Raw genomic sequence first — 19678 nt, forward strand, 5'->3', positions numbered from 1 at the left:
TTTTTTAAAATAACTCACCTTGAAAATATGTTTCTAATTATTCCAGCTAAAATGGCTATTCTTTGTTCCTAACTACAAGGTAAATAAGCTAAAAAATCACATTATGCTTCGTTACATAAATAACTATGATAAAATCGCCGTTAATATTGATTTATACAAACTTGAGTAAAATATATGAACTTCGACCTTACTAACATCACTGAACTACCTGCGGGTCCTGATGCAGCGCATATCGCCTTATTCGCTCTGACTTTAATCTTATTATTAATTACCTTGGTTCGAGGTGGTAAAAAAACAGTTGAGATAGAAAAGATTGTTGAAAAAGAAGTATTCGTTGAAATCGAAAAAATAGTGGAAGTCATTAAACACGTCGACGTTGAGAAAATCGTTGAAGTAGAAAAAATTGTTGAAATTAAAGCACCATTACAAGAAGCAAGTCCAGCTGCCGCATGTCAGCTTTTATCACTGCTACAAAATGAAGCACGTTTTGTTGATTTCATTCAAGAAGACTTAACGGGTGCAACGGATGAACAAATTGGTGCTGCAGCACGTATCATCCATACTGGTAGTAAAAAAGTAATTAATGAATACTTCACGTTCACGCCGATCCGTACTGAAGAAGAAGAAAGCCAAGTAACTGTTGCTGAAGGTTTTAACCCATCAGAAATCAAACTGATTGGTAACGTGCTTGGTTCAGCACCTTATCGTGGTATTTTAGTCCACCAAGGCTGGAAAATCAGCAGCGTAAACCTGCCAAAAATGGCACAAGGCCACAATGCTAACATCGTTGCAGCAGCAGAGGTTGAACTATGAGCGACATAACGTTGAACGAAACAACCGCACAATTCAGTATTGGTATCGATTTAGGCACTACACACTGTGTACTATCATACATAGATCTTACCGACGAAAATGATAAAGCCGTTAAGCAACTATTTGCAATCCCACAATTATCTGCACCAGGTTCGGTAACCGAGAAATATCAGTTACCCTCATTTGTGTATCAAGCACATGCCGATGAGATCAGCCAAGATCAAACACCATTACCATGGGATGGTGAAAATACAGTCCTTGTTGGTGATGTAGCACGTAAACTTGGTTTAAAGACACCTATCCGTTTGGTATCAAGTGCAAAAAGCTGGTTAAGCCATGCGACTGTAAGCCCACATGATCCGATCTTACCGTTCTCAAGTCCTGACGAAGTTGAAAAGATCTCGCCTGTAACAGCAACAAGCCAATATTTAAACCACCTCGCAGCCGCTTGGAATGATGCACACCCAGATGCACCGATTTCAGAGCAGGACGTAACCATCACAATCCCTGCTTCTTTCGACCCTGCAGCACGTAACTTAACGGCACAAGCAGCACAAGATTTAAACCTTAAACATTTAAATCTACTTGAAGAACCTCAAGCGGCAGTTTATAGCTGGTTAGAAGCATGCGGTGACGAATGGCGTGACCAAGTCAATGTTGGCGATACTATTTTAGTCATCGATATCGGTGGTGGTACAACGGATTTATCATTAATATCGGTTGACGAATCTGAAGGTAACTTAACATTATCACGTGTTGCCGTAGGTGAACATATCCTACTTGGCGGTGATAATATGGATCTTGCCCTTGCATATCGTCTAAAAATGAAGTTAATGCAAGAAGGTAAACAGTTACAACCTTGGCAAATTCAAGCGATCACACATGCTTGTCGTGACGCTAAGGAACAACTGCTATCAGATAATGACATAGAAGCAATGCCAATTGTTATCCCTAGTCGTGGCTCAAAGTTAATTGCTGGCACGATGCAAACTGAATTAACACGCGAGGAAGTACACCAAACTATCTTAGAGGGTTTCTTTCCTGCAACTGCTGTGACCGATATGCCACAACAGAATACGCGCACAGCGTTAACACAGATTGGTCTACCGTATGCACAAGATGCGGCAATCACTAAGCACATTGCGCATTTCTTGAATAAACAGCATGACGCACTAGAAACCGATGCCGGTGACTTCATTAAACCAACGGCCGTATTGTTTAATGGTGGTGTGTTTAAATCTGATGCTATCAGCACTAAGCTAATGGGTATTATCAACGATTGGTTAATTACAGCTGACGTTGAAGAAGAAGCAAAACTATTAACGGGTATTGATTTAGATCTTGCTGTTGCGAATGGTGCTTGTTACCACGGTTATGCGAAACATGGTAAAGGCGTTCGTATTAAAGGCGGTTTAGCGAGTTCATACTATGTCGGTGTTGAAAGCTCAATGCCTGCTATCCCTGGCTTCGAACCGCCACTTGAAGCAGTTTGTATTGCACCATTTGGTCTGGAAGAAGGTTCAAATGTTGATGTAACTACACACCAATTTGGTTTAGTAGTCGGTCAACCAGTTAAATTCAAATTCTTTGGTTCAACAGTACGTCGTGACGATGTGGTTGGTACGCACCTTGATTTCTGGCAACCAGAAGACCTTGAGCAACTACCTGATATCGAAGTAACACTTGAAACAAATAGCCGTAACAGTGGCGATGTGGTTCCTGTATCACTTTCAGTGACAGTCACTGAAGTTGGCACACTAAAAGTTGAAGCTATCGCAAATAATAGTGATGAAGCTTGGGAAATTGAATTAACTGTTCGTCAATAAACATGATCTAGCATAATCATTACACTGTCGTTATATTGATAAATGTGTACTTAACTCAGGGCACTTTGCCCTGAGTTTTATTATATGGAGTTTTTAATGCCCTCACCTGTTTCTAAAACAGCGCAATATGTAATTGGCATCGATCTTGGCACCACCCACAGTGTTCTTTCTTATAAAAATATCGATGATTATCAAGCCAGCGCTTCTGTATTTCTCGTTGACCAATTGGTTGGTCCTGGCGAAGTCGCAAGAAAACCGTTACTCCCTTCATTCCGCTATCATTTTAATGACAACGAAATTGCCCCAACTGATTGTGTTTTACCTTGGAAAAAAATTAATTTTAACGGTGAAATAGCAAATGTCATTGTTGGTCAATGGGCGCGTGATTTAGGTACAAAAACCAAAGGCCGTTTAGTTTCTAGTGCCAAAAGTTGGTTGTCTCATCCAAGTATCGATGCACAAGCTGCAATTCTCCCTTGGGCTGTTGAAGATAACATTGAAAAAGTATCGCCAGTTATTGCCAGTGCAAGCTACCTTGCACACTTTCAAGCGTCTTGGAATTATCATAATCCAGAGCACTTACTTGCCGACCAAAATATTACCATTACTGTTCCAGCCTCTTTTAACGACACAGCCCGTGCATTAACTCTCGCCGCTGCAGATCTCGTTGGCTTAACAAACGTGACGCTATTAGAAGAACCACAAGCCGTTTGTTATGACTGGTATCACCGTAATAAACAAGCTAAAACAGACTTAATTGAACACGATAAAACCATGCTTGTTTGTGACATAGGTGGTGGTACAACGGATTTAAGCTTAATCGAAATGTCATTAGATCATGGCGAGCTAAATTTAAATCGTGTCGCAGTTGGTGATCATTTAATGCTCGGTGGTGATAACATCGACTTAGCGTTAGCTCATATTGTCGAATCAAGAATATCACCAGACCAACGTTTAAAATCTGCGGCATTAGGGCAACTAATACAGCAGACACGCCAAGCAAAAGAGCTGTTTTTATCCGAGCAACCACCAAGTACCACATCTATTACCTTACTGGGTCGTGGGTCGAAGTTAATTGCGCAGTCTAAAAAATGTGAACTCACCAAAAATGAAGTCATCGATATGGTGTTTAATGGCTTCCTGCCCAATAGCGCGTTTAACGAATTACCAACGCACAGAAAAAATGCGGTGGTTGAATTTGGTTTACCTTATACGTCTGATCCTGCGATTTCAAAACACATTGCCGAATTCATCCATACTTATTACGATGTAGACGCAACTGAAGATTATGATCCCACAATAGTGCCAGCCGCAATCCTTGTTAATGGTGGTATCTTTAATAGCCAACAAGTTAAACTGCACATTGAAAAAGTGTTATCGGGTTGGAAGCAACAAAAAGTTCAGATGTTACACAATGGTAATCCTGATTTATCGGTTGCATATGGCGCCGTTGAATTTGGCTTTGCCAAAATGGGTAAACAGAAAAAAATTGGTGGTGGTAGTCCACGAAATTATTTCATTGAAATAACCGACCGTTCTGGTACACCACAATCTATTTGTCTATTGCCGAAAGGGACAGAAGACGAGCAAGTTATCAATTTAGATAGCCGTTTGTTTTCGTTAACTATCGGTGAACCCATTCGTTTCAACCTTGCCACCACAAGCTATGAAAGCAATTTAAAACCTGGTGACATTATTGATAAAAAGTTTGAAAAAGAGTTTGAGAGTGAGTTGAAAGGTAAAACGCCGTTACCACCTTTTGTCGTCACGATCCCTGAGCACAAAGATCACAAACGTTTTGAGTCCGTGTACTTGTCTTGCAAGTTGAGTAGCATTGGTACCTTACAACTTGAATGTGTGAGTGAAACCAACAATAAGCAACGCTGGGCATTAGAGTTCTCTGTTCGTCCAAGCTTATCAAATAAGACGACCAATGATGATACTAAAGATACCAATGCGGTTAAACAGCGTCACCCTAACCTTCCAGAGGCCATTAAATTAATTGAAGCTGTGTATGGTGTAAGTAGTAAAAAAAGCGATCCTAAGTTAGTTAAATCACTGCGTAACGACCTTGATAAACGCTTAGGTAAACGTGATACCTGGGACACAGATCTATTACGTGAACTTGCTGCGCCGTGTTTACAATTTGCTAAAAACCGCCGCCGTACCGAGCAGCATGAACGCAATTGGTTAAAACTAACAAGCTTCCTGCTTCGTCCTGGCTTTGGCTATCCTGCTGATGACTGGCGTATGGAACAGATTTGGCCAATATTCAAATCTGCTATTCAGTACAACAAATCGACACAATCATGGAGTGATTGGTGGAATTTATGGCGTCGTATTGCTGGTGGGCTTAACGAACAACAGCAGATCGAAATATACGATACTCTTTCTGTCTACTTTGTTGAAGACAGTAATAAACATGCCAAAATCATCAATCAAGCGAAACAACGCAGCTATGATGATATTATTCGACTTGCCGCATCACTAGAACACATTCCAGTGGCGCTAAAAGTTGAGTTTGGTGAATACTTACTGGCTAAATTAAAGAAACCACAAAATCAGCAATTGCACTGGTGGGCATTAGGTCGTATCGCGTCTCGTGTAGCATTTTATGGTAGCCAACATAATGTTATTCCACGCCATATTGCTGAAACATGGCTAAATACATTACTTGAAGCTAATTGGCAAACAGAACCACACATTGCTTTTGCAGCCGTTATGATTGCCAGAAAAACCGGTGATAGAGAAATGGATATTCAAGATAAGGTAAGAGAAGCGGTGATAGAGAAATTAACGCAAAATAAATTATCGGAAACTTGGTTAGCATTAGTACGTGATGTGCAAACTTCTGATGAGACGGTAATGAAGCGTATTTTTGGTGACAGTTTACCAACTGGTTTGACGTTACTATCATAGCGTTTAGTTAACGCTATTTTAATAGGTGGTCTTCATTGACCACCTATTATTCATATTTAACTATTCATAGACTACTCATGAATCGTTAAACACTTTATCACTTACTTGTTATTCTTCAATACCATCTTTAATAAACCACATATTAGTAAAGCCTAATTTAGTAAAATGGTTTTTACGGAATTCTCTTACTGATTTCGTACCTTTCGATACATCTTCAACTTGTTTTTCCATTATCAAATATTGCGTTAGGTCGATGCCTTCTTCTGCAGCAGCCGCTTCATAGATATGGTGGAACTGTCTATATGAAAATGGAATTTTCTTATCTTGTTTTTTATACGTATAGGTAATTAGGTGAGCCAAAATGCCTCCAAATAATAATTGAATTCGATAGTTCGTCACACGAATATCGAGATAGTACTGTAATTTGTGTGGATAATACCACACTCAACTCAGTCGTCAAAAGTTGAGTGCTGTATATAACCACGTTACGTCAAGATGCTATATCAGGTTGATATTACTTTTTAGCGTTAAACAGCTTAAAGTAGTTCTCTGTCGTTGATTCTGCTAATTCGGCGAAGGTTACGCCACGCAAATCAGCAACGAATTCGGCAACAGCACGAACATAAGCAGGTTGATTCTCTTTACCGCGGTAAGGTACAGGCGCTAAGTAAGGTGAATCAGTTTCAACCAATAATCGATTAGTCGGAATTGTTTTAACCACGGCTTGCAAATCTTTTGCTGATTTGAACGTCACGATACCTGAAATAGAAATATAAAATCCCATTTCCAATACCGCTGCCGCCATTGCATCTGATTCAGTAAAACAGTGGATAACACCACCAATTTTCTCTGCACCTTCTTCTTTTAAGATACGGATTGTGTCGTCAACAGCACCACGCGTATGAATAATCAGTGGTTTATTAAGCTCAATTGCAACTTGAATATGATTACGGAATGACGCTTGCTGGATATCTTTGTTTTCAGGTGAATAGAAATAATCTAAACCCGTCTCACCGATAGCAACGACTTTTTCATTTTGTGCTAATGCCAATAATTCTGACTTTTCGTATTCATCTTCAAGATTAAGTGGATGAACACCACATGATGCATGAATATTGTCAAATTTGGCTATCAGTTCAATCATTGTTTTGAAGCGGGGTAAAGTCACTGATACACTTAATAAATGCGACACACCACGTTCTGTTGCTTTATTAACAACATCGGCAAGATCGGTATGAATCGTATCGTAATTTAGGCCATCTAAATGGCAATGAGAATCTACTAACATATTAATTTATGAATCTTTTTAGTTTAATTAAAAATGACAGAATCAATGTTTCAGCCGTTAAGTTATTATTTTGCATTAATAACTGACGAAGCTCTGTCAACTCTGATTGTAGTTGAGTAATTTTTTCTTGTGATAACAGGGTTGAGAAGTGTGTTAACCATTCAAGTTGGTCTGTATTAACAATATAATCAATGCCTACACCCCGATTCACTTTCTGTAAATCAAGTAAGATAAATTGTAACCAAGATAGCTTCTCTAATGTGCGGTCTGTAATGATCTCACACAATCGCGTAATCGCAGCTGGCTGTTGTGTCAGCAATGCTATATTCGAGAATACCTCTTTACGCAAATCATCATCGCCGTTGTTTAAATAACTTAGCGTGTGTAAAGGTGCCCCATGATTAATGCGGATAGCAGTCAATGTCGGGCTCTCTATCGGGAACTGCTGCTGTAACCATGAAAGTGTCTCCTGCTCCGGCGGCGCTGGAAGGTGCAGCTTTTGACATCGGCTATAAATTGTCGGTAATACTTGTGACTTATTTTCAGCCAACAGAATGATGTAGCTACCATTACTTGGTTCTTCTAGTGTTTTAAGTAACGCATTAGCAGAGGCTAAATTAAAGCTTTCAGCATGCTCGATAATGACGACTTTATTACCAGAAAGCTGTGAATACTCATTTAATTTCTGACTAATATGCCTTATTTGATCAACACCAATTACTTTACCGGGTTCAGTTGAAACCAAATAATAATCAGGATGTACACTGGTCTCGAATAACTGGCAAGGGTGACATTGGTGGCAAGGTTCCCAACCAATAGGCTCTTTACATAATAATGTTTGAGCAAGTGTCTGCGCATATGACAATTTTCCCATACCGCTCGCACTAGTAATAAACAAAGCATGGTGCAAACGACCCGCGGTCATTTGCATTTGCTGTTTTTCCCAATGAGGTAATAACCAAGGATATAGCATTTAATTATTCAACACTTTCATTATTACAATTAACATTCGCCGTTAATACATCACGGATTTGTGCTTGAACATTATCAATATTCTGGCCAGCATCAACACAATAAATACTGTCATCAGCTTCAGCAAGCTCTTTGTATTTAGCGCCAATACGTTGGAAAAAAGATAACTGCTCTAATTCAATACGATCTAATTCGCCACGAACTTGAGCGCGTTGTAGACCAACAGCAGGATCGATATCTAATAATAATGTCATGTCTGGTTTAAAGTCGCCAATAGCAACATTACGCAATGTATTCAACACCGTAATATCAAAACCACGACCACCACCTTGATAAGCTATCGAAGATAGATCATGACGATCACCAACAACCCATTGCCCTTTTGCCAATGCTGGTTTAATGACATTTTCAACCAATTGAGCACGTGCCGCATACATTAGCATTAGTTCAGCTGACTTAGTAAGCGGTTCTTCGGTATTCACTTCTTTCACAATAGCACGCATCTTTTCGGCAAGTTTCGTTCCGCCTGGTTCACGTGTGGTGATGACATCTGTGATCCCCTGCTCCGCGAGCCAATTAATAACGGTACTTACTGCGGTACTTTTACCTGCGCCTTCAAGGCCTTCGATTACTAAAAATTTAGCTTGCACAATAACTCTCTTCAATTATCTTTTTAAAATGTATTTACGAACAGCACGATTGTGTTCTTTTAAATTCTTTGAAAAATAATGACCACCGTCACCACTTGCAACAAAATATAAATAGCTTGTTTTGGCTGGATGTAGTGCTGCATCAATAGACATTTTACCGACCATCGCAATCGGTGTGGGCGGTAAACCTCTAATCACATATGTGTTGTAATCTGTTTTTTGACGTAGGTGTTTACGACGAATATTACCTTTATACTCATCACCCATGCCATAAATGACGGTTGGGTCAGTCTGTAAACGCATACGTCTGTTCAATCGATTAATAAACACAGACGATACGGTCGCTCTTTCGCTTTCTAATCCCGTCTCTTTCTCGATGATAGAGGCAAGAATCAGCGCTTCATAAGGTGTTTTTAGCGGTAAATTTTTATCTCTTGTTTCCCACGCTGTATCTAAATAAGCTTGGAGTTTTTTATGTGATTTTAAATATAACGCTGAAACTAACGTCCCTTGCGGATAAAAATAGGTCTCAGGCAGCATCAAGCCTTCAAGCTTTGAGTTTTCTATTTGTAATAATTGTGCTAATTCTACTTCAGATAAGTCAGCCGTATCATCAATAATACCCGTTGCTTGTGTTAACTGCTTGCGCCATTCTTTAAATGTTGATCCTTCGATGAAGGTGATTTTATACTGGAACTCCCCCCCAGACACAAGGTGCTCGAATAATGTTTGGAAATTCCAGCCCGCTGCTACTTTATACGACCCAAGTTTGATATTGGTAATACCTGGATTTTGTTTAAAAAAGACGCGTAAAAAGACTTTAGATTCGAAGTTGCTCTCCAGAATCATTTGATTAGCGATTAATTGCGCGGTATCACCCGAAGAAACAGTGAGGATATGATCTGTTTGTACACGTTCAGCGGATACAAATGATTGATAGCGTGAATAGAAAAGTACGCCAGCAATCAATAGAATGGTAAACAATAAGGAAATAGCAGTAATTATCTTTTTCATAGCTCGATGCATAAATTAAATCCAGCACACATTTTACACCAATGAAAAATTGTTTGATACATACAAGGTGTGTTTAATCACCTTGTATGTGGATATCAAATAACTAAAAACACTTATTTTATTATATTCGCTATACCAAAATGAATAATTAACTGTTTAACGTGATGACTTTGATATCTTAGTCCGCTTTTTTAAATAATAGCGAACCGTTCGTCCCACCAAAACCAAATGAGTTTGATAAAGCGTATTCCATACTCACTGCACGAGCTCCATCGGTCACAAAATCCAGATCACAACCTTCACTTGGATTCTCCAAGTTGATTGTTGGGGGTAATATTTGATCTCTTAAAGCAAGAATTGTAAAAATGGCTTCGATCGCACCGGCCGCACCCAAAAGGTGACCAGTCATTGATTTTGTTGAGCTAACTGCAAGTTTATAAGCGTGCTCGCCAAATACAGATTTAACCGCAGCAGTTTCGGCTTTATCACCAGCCGGTGTTGATGTGCCATGTGCATTTACATAACCTACTTCACTTGCTTCAATACCCGCATCAGCGATTGCATTACTCATCGCTAGAGCAGCACCGGCTCCGTCTTCAGGCGGTGACGTCATGTGGAATGCATCGCCACTCATGCCGAAGCCAACTAATTCAGCATAGATAGTTGCACCACGAGCTACAGCATGCTCATATTCTTCCAGAACCAAAATACCCGCACCATCGCCAAGCACAAAACCATCACGGTCTTTATCCCAAGGACGACTTGCTTTTTGTGGGTCATCATTACGCGTTGATAATGCTTTCGCTGAACCAAAGCCCGCCATGCCCATTTCTGTTGATGCTTTTTCTGCACCACCGGCAACCATTACATCGGCATCGCCATATGCAATCATACGCGCAGATTGACCAATACAGTGCGTCCCTGAAGTACAAGCCGTTGCGATGGCAATGTTTGGACCTTTCAGATTGTTACGGATAGACACATGGCCAGCAACCATATTAACAATCGTTGAAGGTACAAAGAATGGACTCACTTTACGTGCCCCACCTTTAGCAAAATTATGCACATTTTGCTCAATCAGACCAAGTCCACCAATACCAGAACCAATAGCAGTACCAACTCGGGTTGCATTTTGTTCAGTAATAACTAGCCCTGAATCTTTAATTGCTTGCTCTGCTGCTACGATCCCGTATTGGATGAATAAATCCATTTTACGGCAGTCTTTACGGCTAAGCCCAGCCGCTTCAGCATCAAAATCATTCACTAAGCCAGCAAACTTTGTTGAAAAATTAGTGGTATCAAAGTGCTCAATATTTTCAATGCCGCTGATACCAGATTTAATTGCTTCCCATGAAGTCGTAACAGAGTTACCAACCGGTGAAACAATACCTAATCCTGTAATTACAACTCTTCTATTAGCCACACTCGTTCTCCAAATAGGCAAAAAAAAAGCGGTCTTGCGACCGCTTTTATATATTTATAAAGTCATTATAAAAACAACTTTATTTTGATTATCTCTCATCGAGAAGTTAATCAGCTGAATTATTCAGCGCTAGAAACAACGAAGTCGATTGCAGCTTGAACAGTAGTGATTTTCTCTGCTTCATCGTCTGGGATATCAGTATCGAATTCTTCTTCTAGAGCCATAACTAGTTCAACTGTATCTAGAGAATCTGCACCTAGGTCATCAACAAAAGAAGCTTCGTTTTTCACTTCTTCTTCTTTAACACCAAGTTGTTCAATAATGATTTTTTTTACGCGTTCTTCGAAGTTACTCATGTTTTACTTTTCCTTTAAAAAATATAAAGCTTTTGATTAGTAGTTTATTGATTACTCATAAACTTGCAACCCTTAACTTGGTGGTCAAACCACGAATGGTGAAAAAGCTCGCAAATTTATAAACAAAATCAAATATAAATGGCTATGCCATATACATTCCGCCATTTACATGGATGGTCTCACCCGTGATATAGCTTGCACCATCAGATGCTAAAAATCCAACAGTTTCCGCTATCTCAACAGTACTCCCAAGACGATTGGTTGGTACTTGAGCTAATATTGTTTGTTTTTGTTCTTCCGATAACTCACTTGTCATATCTGTTTCGATAAAACCAGGTGCTACCGCATTAACAGTGATACCGCGAGACGCAATTTCACTTGCAAGTGACTTAGTAAAACCTAATAAACCTGATTTAGCCGCTGCGTAATTTGCTTGACCGCCGTTACCAGTTGAACCAACAACAGAGCCAATATTAATGATACGACCAAAACGTTGCTTCATCATACCGCGTAAGCAAGGCTTACATAGACGATATAAAGAGGTCAAGTTAGTGTCAATAACATTACACCATTCATCTTCTTTCATACGCAAGAAGATATTATCTGCTGTAATACCGGCATTATTCACCAAAATATCGATGTGCCCAACACGGGTTTTGATCTCGGCATATAAGGCATCAACTGAATCTTGATTTGTCACATTTAGTTCCAAACCAAAACCCGCATCCCCTAAATAAGCGCCAATACGCTCAGCACCTTGTGCAGAAGTTGCTGTACCAATAACTCTGGCACCTAACTTTGCAAAATGTTCCGCGATTGCGCGACCAATACCACGGCTTGCGCCCGTCACGAGTACTGTTTTACTTGAAAAACTCATTTATTTATTCCTACTGTTATGCAAAATCAGCAATTGTTGCTTGATTATTTACTGCACTACCTTTAATCGTTTTATCAATACGCTTAACAAGTCCTGTGAGTACTTTACCAGGACCAAATTCATATAACGCTGTAATTTCTTCTTTCGCCATAACCTCTATCACTTCAGTCCAGCGTACTGGCATATAAAGTTGACGTATAAGCGCATCTTTAATGCTATCCGCATCCGTTGGTGACGCTACATCCACATTATTAATCAACTTAATGACAGGCGTATTAAAAGTAACTTGTTCTAATGCGATTTTTAATTCATCCGCTGCAGGTTTCATCAACGAACAATGAGAAGGTACGCTTACAGGTAAAGGCATGACACGTCGGGCACCCGCTTCAATACATAACTCAGAAGCACGAGCAACCGCGGCTTTATTACCCGCAATAACCACCTGACCAGGTGAATTAAAGTTTACAGCTGATACAACTTCATCTTCAGCCGCTTTTGCACAAGCTGCAATCGTCGCATCATTATCTAATCCAATAACCGCGGCCATTGCGCCAATACCTTGTGGTACAGCTTGTTGCATCAATTGTCCACGTAATTCCACAAGTGCAATTGCGTCTTCAAATTTAATTACACCAGCACATACTAATGCTGAATACTCGCCTAAACTATGACCAGCAACTAATGAAGGCTTAAAGCTTTCTTTCGCAGAGGCGATTCGCCACAGTGCAACAGAAGTCGTCAATAATGCAGGTTGCGTAATATGAGTTTGGCTTAGATCTTCAGTAGTTCCGTTTTGCACTAAGTCCCATAGGTCATAGCCAAGCACTTCACTTGCTTGAGCAAACGTTTGTTCTACGATTGGATGATCTGAAGCAAGGTCTGCAAGCATACCAATTGTTTGTGAACCCTGACCAGGGAATACTACTGCATATTTTGACATAAATTACCTATAAAAATTAATAAAGATTCATGTATCAATTTGAGAATGAACTTATCTAACTAAAAAGTAATATGAGGATAACGATGGAATTTTTCAAGAGAAAAAACGAATAAAATAAGTTAAATTGAATCTTAATCAATCACATCAAGACTGGTGGATATTTTATCTACTAATCCACTCTCAACTTCTTTTACAGCCTGTTCAATTGCAAATTCAAAGGCAACCTGCTCAGCATTACCATGACTCTTAATTACAATACCCGGCAATCCTAACAAAGTTGCTCCGTTATACTGGTCGGGTTTCAAACGTCTTAGACTGTTCATTATTAGTGGTTTGACCAATAGTGATACTAATTTAGTAAATATGTTCTTATTTGATACAGATGTGAGTTGAGAAATGACCAAGTCAACAACACCTTCACTTGTTTTAAGTGCGACATTACCGGTAAAGCCATCACATACAATGACGTCTGCTTTACCAGAAAAAATATCATTGCCTTCAATAAAACCGATATAGTTCAAGTTTTGATGCTCAGACAGTAATTGCGCTGCCCGCTTGACCAAATCATTACCTTTAATATCTTCTTGTCCGACATTAAGTAAAGCAACTTTTGGATTCGATATATTACCGACATGCTCTGCAAGTGCAGACCCCATTAATGCAAATTGAAATAATGCATCCGCATCACAACTCACATTGACACCCAAATCGAGCATATATACAGGTTGTTTAGTCATGGTAGGAAGCGCAGAGACTAAAGCAGGTCTATCGACAAAAGGCAGTACCTTAAGTAAGTGTCGTGAAAGCACCATTAATGCACCGGTATTGCCAGCACTCACACAGGCTTGCGCTTTGCCTTCACGGACAAGATTCAATGCCATACGCATAGAGGATTGCTTAAAGTTACGCAGTGATAGCGCAGGGGCAAGATCCATGGGTATATCATCGAAACTAGGAATAATTGTATAACGAGATGTAATAGACGTAGAAGTATTCTGTAATAAAGGGATTATTTCAGCTTCGTTACCGACAAGGTAAATAGACAGGTTTTTATACTTTTTCAGTATATTAATTGCGGCGGGGATAGTGACATGGGGGCCGAAATCGCCCCCCATGGCATCTAACGCAATTGTTAGATTAGGCAAAGTAATAACTTATTTGTTAATTACTTTAACGCCTTTGTAGTAACCATCAGCTGTTACGTTGTGACGTAGGTGAGTTTCACCTGAAGTCACGTCAACAGTTGTAGCTGCTGCAGTTAGAGCGTCATGTGAACGACGTTGACCGCGGCGAGAGCGAGTTACTTTACTTTTTTGTACAGCCATTGGCCTATACTCCTGATTACTTGCGCTTTAATTCAGATAAAGCGGCAAATGGGTTGGGCTGCTCATCAGCAGGCTCGATTTCACCAAAACTCATGTAATTTGGATTCACTGAACAATCTTCCACTTGGTGCAAAGCAACAAGTGGTAAATTGATAATCACTTCATCTTCAATCAATGAAATTTGATTTATTTCGCCATTTGCATCCAATTCAATGGGCTCATAAGCATCTGGCAGATCGTCGACCTGGGAATCATTCTTCACAGGACTATATCTAAATTCGGTTTCACAAGCTTGCGTAAATATCTCACCACAACGCTGACATTCAAGGTTTACAGTTAGTGATACGTTACCCTGTATCACTATAAGACCTTGCTCATCTTTGTCGTACGATATTGATACCTCGGCATCACTTGGTTCACCTGCTGTTGCATCCGTAATACGTTTCAACAGACGACCTTCAACACAAGTGTTGAAGTCCAATCTTTGTTGAGCAGTACGATAAGGATCAACAGTTACTGGTAGTTTTACCTTTTTCATAGGTTGCGGATAATATAGATTCATCATGTTAGAGTCAAAAGGAAAATGAAAAAAAATCAAAATTCCCTACAAAAATAGGCCAGTTGCCGTTAAAATCATCAAATAATTAAATAATTGATGATAGATAAACCATGAAACCTAAACTAATCCTTGCTTCAACATCGCCATTTCGTAAACAGATTTTAGAAAAACTAAACTGCCCTTTCGATACCTTCAACCCAAAAGTTGATGAAACCGTCAAGCCAAACGAAACGGCTGAAATGCTAGTATCACGCCTAGCACTAGAAAAAGCTCAATCTGCCAGTCGGGAGTATAGTAACTCAATATCTATCGGATCGGATCAGGTTTGTGTCATTAATAACAAAATAATAGGTAAACCAGGTGATTTTGAAACAGCTTTTGCACAATTATCTGCCGTTTCTGCACAAAATATAACTTTTTACACAGGGCTTTCTGTTGTAAATCAATGCACAGGTCGTACAGATACGATAGTTGAAGAGTTTATTGTGCATTTCAGAAGCTTAACTGAGGGCCAAATTCGGTACTATCTTGAAACTGAAAAACCGTATAATTGTGCTGGTAGTTTCATGTGCGAAGGACTTGGTATCGCATTGTTTTCTAAATTAGAAGGTAAGGATCCAAATACTTTAATCGGATTACCGCTTATTAGTTTGGTTGAGATCTTGCAAGAACAAGGATATAACGTTTTAGAAGCTTAAATAGAGAACAACTTGAGCCAAATTTAGAACATAAAAAAGCCAGCATCAAGGATACTGGCTTTTAAATCAACGATGACTAAGTGAATGACACTTAATCACTTATATGATTAACACTTTTTCAATTTTTCTAACGCTCTAACTAACGCTATATCTAATGGTGCTTCAACTTCCTGGGTTTCTTGAGTACCAGGGTTAAAGAACTGTAAGCGAGCCGCGTGCAGGAACAGGCGCTTTAAGCCCAAACCATTCATACGCTTCGTAAAATCTTTGTCGCCATATTTATCATCACAAGCAATTGGATGACCGGCATGTAATGCGTGAACACGGATCTGATGCGTACGACCTGTAATAGGACTTGCTTGCACTAGCGTGCCATGTTCATAACGCTGTATGATGCTGAAACGCGTTTGAGATTCCTTACCTTCGCTGTCAACACGTACAAGTCGCTCACCTGAGCTTACTGTGTTCTTTAATAGTGGGGCATTTACAATTCGAGAACTGCGTGGCCATGCACCAGCAACAAGTGCTTGGTAATCTTTTCTCATTGTTTTTAAACGGAGTTGCTCATGTAACGCTTTAAGCGTGCTGCGTTTCTTAGCAACGAGTAAACAACCTGACGTATCGCGATCTAAACGGTGAACTAATTCTAAGAATCTACTATCTGGTCGAATAGCACGTAAACCTTCAATTAAGCCAAAGCTTAATCCACTACCACCATGTACAGCCATGCCAGATGGTTTGTTGATAACAATTAAGTAGTCATCTTCATATATGATTTGTGATTCAAGTGCACGTACCGAATCTAAATTCGCAGACGGTGAGATTGCTTCAGTTTCTGAAACTCGCACAGGTGGTACGCGAACAATATCTTCAGGCTGTAATTTATACTCGGGTTTAATTCTACCCTTGTTAACTCTCACCTCACCTTTACGTATGATGCGGTAAATCATACTTTTTGGCACACCTTTTAACTTGGTGCGTAAAAAGTTATCAATTCGCTGTCCTTGATAATCTTCAGTAATGGTTACAAATTCTACTTTCGGTGAAATTTTATCGGTCATAATTATTTTATTGTCTAACTCAAATGCGTATAAGTATCAATTTGAAAAGAATTTCTAAATTGAATGGAAAGTTAACTTGCTATATTAATACAGGCAATGGGATAATACCCTCTGTACTGCTAAAAAAATACAGCCAAGAATGATAATGGCTTTAGTATATCTGCTATTGGGGTAAATAATCATTTATTTATACCAATAATTTCAGAATAACCAGGATGCCGTTATTCTTGCTGCGGATTTTTAGCGTACATTTTGTATATAAGGTGTATGTTGATAGGGAGTTTCATTTATCCAGCTGGATACCACCTCCCACAATTCAACTTCTATGTATGACACCTTTTCGAATGCAATTATACACGTTAGTTATTGATGGAATCTAATAAGTGCAGAAATAATCGTAAGACACTTGATCACATTTAGAGCATCTAACAGCGCCTTAATTTAAACAGCCGAGAGGTTGATTATCTACAGACACAAGGCCTGATGTACGTCTAACTAATTTATCCAAGCATGAAAATTAATTTATAAGAACATAATAAAATGAAAAGAATGTTAATTAATGCAACTCAAAAAGAAGAGTTGCGCGTTGCGCTAGTTGATGGGCAACGCCTTTATGATCTAGATATTGAAAGCCCTGGTCATGAACAAAAGAAAGCGAATATCTATAAAGGTAAAATTACCCGTGTAGAACCAAGCTTAGAAGCTGCTTTTGTTGATTACGGTGCAGACCGCCACGGTTTCCTTCCTCTTAAAGAAATCTCTCGCACTTACTTCAAACAAGGTACAGGTAAGCAACGTGGACGTCCGAGTATTAAGGATGTTGTTGCAGAAGGTACCGAAGTAATTGTTCAGATTGAAAAAGAAGAACGTGGTAACAAAGGTGCAGCATTAACAACCTTCATTAGTTTAGCAGGTAGTTATCTTGTTCTAATGCCAAACAATCCTCGTGCAGGCGGTATTTCACGTCGCATCGAAGGTGATGAGCGTACTGAACTCAAATCAGCACTTGCTACATTAGAATTACCAGAAGGCATGGGACTCATTGTTCGTACTGCTGGTGTGGGTAAATCTGCTGAAGAATTAGAATGGGATCTTAAAGTACTGTTAAATCATTGGGGAGCAATCCAAGATAGTGCTAAAGACCGTCAAGGTACCTTTTTAATACATCAAGAAAGTAACGTGATAGCCCGTGCGATTCGTGATTATCTTCGTCGTGATATTGGTGAAATTCTCATTGATCATCCAAAAGCGTTTGAAGAAGCTAAAAACCGCATCAAATTAATACGCCCAGACTTTATCGACCGTATTAAATTGTATCAAGGTGATGTGCCTTTATTCAATCACTACCAAATTGAAACTCAAATCGAATCAGCTTTTCAACGCGAAGTTCGCCTACCATCAGGTGGTTCAATTGTTATTGACCCAACTGAAGCCTTAACATCAATTGATATCAACTCTGCACGTGCAACACGCGGTGGCGATATTGAAGAAACAGCATTAAATACTAACTTAGAAGCCGCAGATGAAGTTGCTCGTCAACTACGTCTACGAGATCTTGGTGGCCTTGTTGTTATCGACTTTATCGATATGGGTCCAGTTAAAAACCAACGTGAAGTTGAAAACTGCTTACGTGACGCGGTACGACAAGATCGAGCGCGAATTCAATTAGGTCGTATCTCTCGATTTGGTCTAATGGAAATGTCTCGTCAACGTATCCGCCCTTCTCTTGGTGAATCAAGTACGCATGTCTGTCCTCGCTGTGATGGTCAAGGTACGATCCGTGATAATGAATCTTTAGCACTTTCTATTCTACGTTTAATCGAAGAAGAGTCTCTAAAAGAAAATACAAATCACATCGTAGCGCAAGTACCGGTTCCAGTTGCTGCTTACCTATTAAATGAAAAACGTAACTCAATCCTACGTTTAGAGAAACGCTATAAAGTTAAAAGCTTCATCATTCCAAATGAGAACTTACAAACGCCTCATTTTGAAGTTTCTCGTGTTAAAGCGGATGACGATAGCTCTGAGTTATCAAGTACTGAACTGACACAGTCACGTGAATTTACTCGTTATGAACCAAAAGTGAATAACGAAACGGTTCAACCGCTTGTGAAGCCAATTAACACGCCTGAAAACTCAACGGCTAAACCAACTCCAGAAGTTAAAAAAGCAACAAAAAGTACAAGACCTAAAGCACCAACTCAAGCTAAACCAGTGAAGCCGGTTATAGAAAAAGAATCGGTATTTAGCCGTATTAGCAAAGCTATTTCAGGGTTCTTTAGTAGCGACGAAAAAGTTGTCGTAAAAGAAACGGTTAAAGAAGCACCTAAAAAGACGGTAACAGAAAAAATATCGAGTAACCGTCATAGTGATGAGCCTCGTAAACCACGTACCCGTCGTAATCGCAAACCTCGAACTCTTGATAATGTTGAAAACAAACAACAAGACGCTAATGAAACAGCCGATGTTGAATCGAAACCGCATAACAACGTGGAATCAAAACAGCACAATAAGTTAGATGAAAAACAAAAAACTCACAATCAAGATAAGTCGCCTACACAGACTAAAAATGCGAAAGAAGAAAACAGCTCACAAAATCAAGCTGTTTTAGCTGAACGTCGCCAACGCCGAAATATGCGTAAAAAAGTACGTGTAAACAATGAACAAACAGTATCTGCAGAATCAGAACAAACACCTGCAACAGCTGATGTTTTGAACACGTCTAAGTCTGATGTAAATACGCAACCTAAACGTACTCGTCGTGGCCCTAAAAATGCTAAGACTAACGATGTAGTAAAAACTGAAAATGCAGAAGTAACTAAGCCTGTAACGGCTGAAGTAACTAAACCTGTAACAGCAGCGGTAACTAAACCTGTAACAGCAGCGGTAACTAAACCTGTAACAGCAGCGGTAACTAAACCTGTAACAGCAGCAGTAACTAAACCTGTAACAGCAGC

The 19678-nt window shown here is 39.5% G+C and carries 18 protein-coding genes; 5 read left to right on the plus strand and 13 right to left on the minus strand.

What is annotated here, in order from left to right:
- Positions 1 to 174: 174 nt before the first annotated feature.
- The 3 genes from AKG98_RS18205 (at position 175) to AKG98_RS18215 (ending at position 5558) form a co-directional block, all read left to right on the plus strand.
- Positions 175 to 813 (plus strand): DUF2760 domain-containing protein, encoded by a 639-nt coding sequence (locus AKG98_RS18205; RefSeq protein WP_067049253.1) that lies wholly within the window; start codon positions 175 to 177, stop codon positions 811 to 813.
- Positions 810 to 2639 carry an Hsp70 family protein gene (locus AKG98_RS18210; RefSeq protein ID WP_067049256.1) on the plus strand — a complete coding sequence of 610 codons (1830 nt, stop codon included), beginning with the start codon at positions 810 to 812 and terminating at the stop codon, positions 2637 to 2639. Before AKG98_RS18205 ends, AKG98_RS18210 begins: the two co-directional genes overlap by 4 nt.
- Before the next feature lie 96 nt (positions 2640 to 2735).
- Complete coding sequence (locus AKG98_RS18215; RefSeq protein WP_067049259.1) at positions 2736 to 5558, plus strand: Hsp70 family protein; 2823 nt, start codon at positions 2736 to 2738, stop codon at positions 5556 to 5558.
- A 108-nt stretch (positions 5559 to 5666) separates the two neighbouring features.
- Here AKG98_RS18215 and AKG98_RS18220 read toward each other — a convergent pair whose 3' ends face one another.
- The 12 genes from AKG98_RS18220 to yceD form a co-directional block, all read right to left on the minus strand.
- Positions 5667 to 5918: a DUF2960 domain-containing protein gene (locus AKG98_RS18220; RefSeq protein WP_043994895.1), complete on the minus strand. Its 252-nt coding sequence runs from the start codon at positions 5916 to 5918 to the stop codon at positions 5667 to 5669.
- 154 nt (positions 5919 to 6072) lie between these two features.
- Positions 6073 to 6846, minus strand: a complete 774-nt coding sequence (locus tag AKG98_RS18225) for a TatD family hydrolase (RefSeq protein WP_067049262.1) — start codon at positions 6844 to 6846, stop codon at positions 6073 to 6075.
- 1 nt (position 6847) lies between these two features.
- Positions 6848 to 7819, minus strand: coding sequence for a DNA polymerase III subunit delta' (gene holB, locus AKG98_RS18230; protein WP_067049265.1), 972 nt, complete (start codon positions 7817 to 7819; stop codon positions 6848 to 6850).
- Positions 7820 to 7823: 4 nt separating this feature from the next.
- Positions 7824 to 8468 (minus strand): dTMP kinase, encoded by a 645-nt coding sequence (tmk, locus tag AKG98_RS18235; protein WP_067049268.1) that lies wholly within the window; start codon positions 8466 to 8468, stop codon positions 7824 to 7826.
- Positions 8469 to 8483: 15 nt separating this feature from the next.
- A complete protein-coding gene (gene mltG / locus AKG98_RS18240) occupies positions 8484 to 9482 on the minus strand; it encodes an endolytic transglycosylase MltG (protein ID WP_067049321.1) in 999 nt (332 codons plus the stop codon).
- 178 nt (positions 9483 to 9660) lie between these two features.
- Positions 9661 to 10905 (minus strand): beta-ketoacyl-ACP synthase II, encoded by a 1245-nt coding sequence (gene fabF, locus AKG98_RS18245; RefSeq protein ID WP_067049271.1) that lies wholly within the window; start codon positions 10903 to 10905, stop codon positions 9661 to 9663.
- Between the two features lie 119 nt (positions 10906 to 11024).
- Positions 11025 to 11261, minus strand: coding sequence for an acyl carrier protein (gene acpP / locus AKG98_RS18250; protein ID WP_067049274.1), 237 nt, complete (start codon positions 11259 to 11261; stop codon positions 11025 to 11027).
- A gap of 142 nt (positions 11262 to 11403) precedes the next feature.
- Entirely contained in the window at positions 11404 to 12138 is a 735-nt protein-coding gene (fabG, locus tag AKG98_RS18255; protein WP_067049277.1) for a 3-oxoacyl-ACP reductase FabG, read from the minus strand.
- A 16-nt stretch (positions 12139 to 12154) separates the two neighbouring features.
- Positions 12155 to 13078, minus strand: coding sequence for an ACP S-malonyltransferase (fabD, locus tag AKG98_RS18260; RefSeq protein WP_067049280.1), 924 nt, complete (start codon positions 13076 to 13078; stop codon positions 12155 to 12157).
- 131 nt (positions 13079 to 13209) lie between these two features.
- Positions 13210 to 14223: a phosphate acyltransferase PlsX gene (gene plsX / locus AKG98_RS18265; protein ID WP_067049286.1), complete on the minus strand. Its 1014-nt coding sequence runs from the start codon at positions 14221 to 14223 to the stop codon at positions 13210 to 13212.
- A gap of 9 nt (positions 14224 to 14232) precedes the next feature.
- Entirely contained in the window at positions 14233 to 14403 is a 171-nt protein-coding gene (gene rpmF, locus AKG98_RS18270; RefSeq protein WP_006033904.1) for a 50S ribosomal protein L32, read from the minus strand.
- 16 nt (positions 14404 to 14419) lie between these two features.
- On the minus strand, positions 14420 to 14968 hold the full coding sequence (yceD, locus tag AKG98_RS18275; RefSeq protein WP_083544014.1) for a 23S rRNA accumulation protein YceD: 549 nt from the start codon (positions 14966 to 14968) through the stop codon (positions 14420 to 14422).
- A 104-nt stretch (positions 14969 to 15072) separates the two neighbouring features.
- Here yceD and AKG98_RS18280 point away from each other — a divergent pair, with 104 nt between their 5' ends.
- A complete protein-coding gene (locus AKG98_RS18280; protein ID WP_067049288.1) occupies positions 15073 to 15660 on the plus strand; it encodes a nucleoside triphosphate pyrophosphatase in 588 nt (195 codons plus the stop codon).
- A 107-nt stretch (positions 15661 to 15767) separates the two neighbouring features.
- On the opposite strand, the gene rluC is transcribed toward AKG98_RS18280, so the two are convergent.
- A complete protein-coding gene (rluC, locus tag AKG98_RS18285) occupies positions 15768 to 16721 on the minus strand; it encodes a 23S rRNA pseudouridine(955/2504/2580) synthase RluC (protein WP_067049290.1) in 954 nt (317 codons plus the stop codon).
- A 540-nt stretch (positions 16722 to 17261) separates the two neighbouring features.
- Between rluC and rne the strand changes: the two genes are divergently transcribed.
- On the plus strand, positions 17262 to 19678 hold a 2417-nt coding region (gene rne / locus AKG98_RS18290), incomplete at its 3' end, for a ribonuclease E (RefSeq protein ID WP_255358673.1).

Source organism: Moritella sp. JT01 (genome assembly GCF_001574435.1).
Classification (GTDB): domain Bacteria; phylum Pseudomonadota; class Gammaproteobacteria; order Enterobacterales; family Moritellaceae; genus Moritella.

Excerpts from the sequence above, each read along its gene's own strand:
- AKG98_RS18205 (WP_067049253.1), top strand. The coding sequence starts at position 175 with ATGAACTTCGACCTTACTAACATCACTGAACTACCTGCGGGTCCTGAT.
- AKG98_RS18210 (WP_067049256.1), top strand. The coding sequence starts at position 810 with ATGAGCGACATAACGTTGAACGAAACAACCGCACAATTCAGTATTGGT.
- AKG98_RS18215 (WP_067049259.1), top strand. The coding sequence starts at position 2,736 with ATGCCCTCACCTGTTTCTAAAACAGCGCAATATGTAATTGGCATCGAT.
- AKG98_RS18225 (WP_067049262.1), bottom strand. The coding sequence starts at position 6,846 with ATGTTAGTAGATTCTCATTGCCATTTAGATGGCCTAAATTACGATACG.
- holB (WP_067049265.1), bottom strand. The coding sequence starts at position 7,819 with ATGCTATATCCTTGGTTATTACCTCATTGGGAAAAACAGCAAATGCAA.
- mltG (WP_067049321.1), bottom strand. The coding sequence starts at position 9,482 with ATGAAAAAGATAATTACTGCTATTTCCTTATTGTTTACCATTCTATTG.
- acpP (WP_067049274.1), bottom strand. The coding sequence starts at position 11,261 with ATGAGTAACTTCGAAGAACGCGTAAAAAAAATCATTATTGAACAACTT.
- fabG (WP_067049277.1), bottom strand. The coding sequence starts at position 12,138 with ATGAGTTTTTCAAGTAAAACAGTACTCGTGACGGGCGCAAGCCGTGGT.
- fabD (WP_067049280.1), bottom strand. The coding sequence starts at position 13,078 with ATGTCAAAATATGCAGTAGTATTCCCTGGTCAGGGTTCACAAACAATT.
- rpmF (WP_006033904.1), bottom strand. The coding sequence starts at position 14,403 with ATGGCTGTACAAAAAAGTAAAGTAACTCGCTCTCGCCGCGGTCAACGT.
- yceD (WP_083544014.1), bottom strand. The coding sequence starts at position 14,968 with ATGATGAATCTATATTATCCGCAACCTATGAAAAAGGTAAAACTACCA.
- AKG98_RS18280 (WP_067049288.1), top strand. The coding sequence starts at position 15,073 with ATGAAACCTAAACTAATCCTTGCTTCAACATCGCCATTTCGTAAACAG.
- rluC (WP_067049290.1), bottom strand. The coding sequence starts at position 16,721 with ATGACCGATAAAATTTCACCGAAAGTAGAATTTGTAACCATTACTGAA.